Here is a 3402-nt window from a genome sequence, read left to right on the forward strand (position 1 = left end):
AAACGGGTAATTTTGTTGATACACTTTTCCTGTACCGATAGGGTTGTTTTGCCATTTTTGGTATGGTAGGGTCTGAGGTTCTAAAGCCTAACGGGACACCACTGACTTATGGCACTCTACGGATATGCCCGTGTTTCTACTGTCGGACAAGACCTTGCCTTGCAAGAGCAGGCACTACGTGCCGCCGGTTGTGAAGTGATCAGGGCAGAAAAAGTGACCGGCACAAGCCGGGTAGGCCGGACTGAACTTCAAGTCCTGCTGGATTTTTTACGGAGTGGGGACACGCTGGTTGTCACCCGGATCGACCGGCTGGCCCGCAGCATAAAAGACCTCCAAGACATCATCCACGCACTGAAGGAAAAGGGTGTCACCCTTAAAGCAACCGAGCAGCCTATCGACACCCGCAGTGCTGCGGGCAAGGCTTTTCTGGACATGTTGGGTGTGTTTGCGGAATTTGAAACCAACCTCCGGCGTGAACGCCAACTTGAGGGCATTGCCGCCGCGAAAGTGCGGGGTGTTTACCGGGGACGCAAGCCATCGGTCACTCCCACCGAAGTCCAACGTCTCCGTACCGAGGAGAAGCTGGGGGTCGCTGAAATTGCCCGGCGTTTAGGGGTCGGACGTACCACCGTGTACCGTGCCTTGGCCAACTGTGGGCAGCGGGCGTAAGGCCATCCCCGCCGATTCGCTGCTGCAATTGCAGCAGCGGCTTGACCGTCTGCCCCCCAAAAGCCCGGAACGCGCCGCCCAAATTGCGGCAGTGGCTGAACTGTATGGCGTCTCCACCGCCACGGTTTACCGGGCGCTGCACACCTTCCGAAAACCACATGCGGCCCACCGTGCCGACCACGGCAAACCACGCCTGTTGCCGCAAGCAGAACTGGAACGTTACTGTGAACTGGTGGCGGCACTGAAGCTGCGCACCACCAACAAACAGGGGCGGCACCTTTCCACCCTGCGGGCTATCCAGCTCATGGAGGATTACGGGGTGGAAACCGTCCAAGGCTTGGTCAAAGTGCCCAAGGGGTTATTGCACCGCCAAACCGTCGACCGTCACATTTCCCTGTTGCGGCTGGATCAGCCACGGCTGTTACGTGAACCGCCAGCGGTACGGTTCCAGGCTGAATACAGCAACGACTGCTGGCAGTTCGACATGTCGCCATCAGACCTCAAACACATAGACAAACCTGACTGGGTTGACCCCACAAAAGGTAAGCCGACACTGATGCTGTTCAGCGTGGTCGATGACCGCAGTGGGGTGTGCTACCAAGAATATCGGTGTGTGTATGGTGAGGATGCGGAGTCCGCGCTGCGTTTCCTGTTCAATGCGATGGCTCCCAAAGCCAACGCTGATTTCCCGTTCCAAGGGCGGCCCAAGATGCTCTATCTGGACAATGGGCCGGTAGCCAAGAGCCATGTGTTCCAGAATGCCATGCAAGGGCTTGGCATTGAGCATAAGGCGCACCTTCCGGCGGGCAAGGATGGGACGCGCACAACCGCTCGCTCGAAAGGCAAGGTCGAACGCCCTTTCCGAACGGTGAAGGAGGCACACGAGACGCTGTACCATTTCCACAAGCCGGAAACCGAGAAGCAGGCCAATGACTGGCTGATGCGTTACCTGCTGAGTTACAACAGCCAAGCCCACCGTTCCGAACCCCATTCCCGGTTGGCAGATTGGCTTTCAAACCTCCCAGCGGAGGGGTTGAGGGGCATGTGTGCCTGGGAGCAGTTCTGCCGTTTTGCCCGTGAACCCGAACGGCGCAAAGTGGGTGTTGATGCACGCATCACCATTGCTGGCACGGCTTACGAAGTGGAGCCGGACATGGCGGGGGAGATGGTCATCCTGCTGTGGGGGTTGTTCGACGACGAAATGTATGTCGAATTTAGTGGCGCAAAATTTGGGCCTTACTTCCCGGTATCAGGCCCCATCCCGCTACACAAATACCGTGCATTCAAACGGGGGAAAGCCGGGGAGCGTGCTGACCGAATCCGCGCCTTGGCCGACCAGCTTGGGTTGCCAATTTCGGCGCTGGCAGGCGACGATGTGCGTTTAATGCCGCCTGCGGTCCCGGTGAATGTGCCGGAACAGCCCTTTGATGCCCAGATACTGGAATACCAGTTCCCCAGTGTCATTGCCGCCAAGCTGGCCATTGCCGATGACTTGGCCCAACCGCTCACGAAACTTCCGGTGACCGACCGGGCGTTTATCGACGAGGTTTTGGCTGACACCCTGACACGCAGTGTTGTGCTGTCACGGGTGCGCAGCCATTTCCGTAACAAGAAAACAGGAGAAGGACATGCGGGCTGAAGTCATGGAACATTATGGGCTGGCGCATCCGCTCAGCCACGCTGGTTATTACGAGACCGGGCTGCACAAGCAGTTGCTCAAGGACATCAGGGGCGCAATCCTTGAAGGCCGGTTGATTGCTGTCTGTGGGGTTGTCGGCAGCGGCAAAACTGTCACCATGCGGCGCTTGCAACAGCAACTGAAGGAGGAAAACAAAGTCACCGTCTCCAAGTCGCTGACTGTCGAGAAGCACAGCGTCAAGCTGACCACGCTGATCGCCGCCCTGTATTACGACCTGTCCGCCGACAAGAAAGTACGGATACCCACGGGCGAACAGCGGGAGCGGGACTTGCGCGAACTGGTACGCAAAAGTAAGCGCCCTGTCGCCCTGTTTGTTGATGAGGCACATGACCTGAACAGCCAAACACTGACTGGCCTAAAGCGCCTGATGGAAGTGGTCGAGGATGGTGATGGGCGGTTGTCTGTGGTCCTTTCCGGGCATCCGAAGTTACGCAACGACTTGCGGCGTCCGACGATGGAGGAAATTGGGTTCCGCACCGATGTGTTCAATTTGGATGGCATCGCCGGTAGCCAGCGTGAATACATCCATTGGCTGGTCGGCTCATGCACGGGGGGTGGCAGGGCAGTCGAATCCATCCTGACGCCGGAAGCCATTGACCTGTTGGCGACACGGCTGCGGACACCGCTGCAAATCCAGCTCCATCTGGCCTTGGCGCTTGAGGCGGGATACCAAACGGGTGACACACCCGTGTCGGGCGGTTTGGTGGAGTCAGTCCTGTCACGCCAACTGGATGACCTTGAGCCGACATTGGCCCGTCATGGCTACCGGGCCAAAGACTTGGCTGAACAGTTTGGCACTAAACCGGCGGAGATCAGGGCGCTGTTCAGCAACAGCCTGGATGCCGCCCGTGTGGCCGACTTATGCCGCCAATTCCAAGCGGCAGGGCTTCCCGTATGACCAGGCCGGTGACCGATGTTTTATCCCGATTCAAGGAATGTCCCGTTAGCCTTTAGACCACTGGGCTGGAACATCCCAGAAATTCAAGGTAGACCCTATTGGAACAAACGGGGTCTCACGGCAGCACAAACCATAC

The 3402-nt window shown here is 57.9% G+C and carries 3 protein-coding genes; all 3 read left to right on the forward strand.

Features of this window, described 5'->3' with window-relative positions:
• The first annotated feature begins 108 nt into the window (after positions 1 to 108).
• The 3 genes from VSS37_RS04375 to VSS37_RS04385 are packed head-to-tail and all read left to right on the forward strand — an operon-like array spanning position 109 to position 3266.
• The gene (locus tag VSS37_RS04375; RefSeq protein WP_324693464.1) at positions 109 to 669 is read left to right on the forward strand and encodes a recombinase family protein; all 561 of its coding nucleotides are present in this window, start codon (positions 109 to 111) and stop codon (positions 667 to 669) included.
• Between the two features lie 4 nt (positions 670 to 673).
• The gene (locus tag VSS37_RS04380) at positions 674 to 2308 is read left to right on the forward strand and encodes a TnsB C-terminal domain-containing protein (protein ID WP_324693467.1); all 1635 of its coding nucleotides are present in this window, start codon (positions 674 to 676) and stop codon (positions 2306 to 2308) included.
• Entirely contained in the window at positions 2298 to 3266 is a 969-nt protein-coding gene (locus VSS37_RS04385) for an ExeA family protein (RefSeq protein WP_324693465.1), read from the forward strand. Before VSS37_RS04380 ends, VSS37_RS04385 begins: the two co-directional genes overlap by 11 nt.
• The last annotated feature ends 136 nt before the right edge of the window (positions 3267 to 3402 follow it).

The organism is Candidatus Thiothrix phosphatis, assembly GCF_035668035.1.
GTDB classification, from domain to species: Bacteria; Pseudomonadota; Gammaproteobacteria; order Thiotrichales; family Thiotrichaceae; genus Thiothrix; species Thiothrix phosphatis.

What these genes read in the sequence shown, in the direction of transcription:
- VSS37_RS04375 (WP_324693464.1), top strand. Translation starts at nt 109, where the DNA reads ATGGCACTCTACGGATATGCCCGTGTTTCTACTGTCGGACAAGACCTT.
- VSS37_RS04385 (WP_324693465.1), top strand. Translation starts at nt 2,298, where the DNA reads ATGCGGGCTGAAGTCATGGAACATTATGGGCTGGCGCATCCGCTCAGC.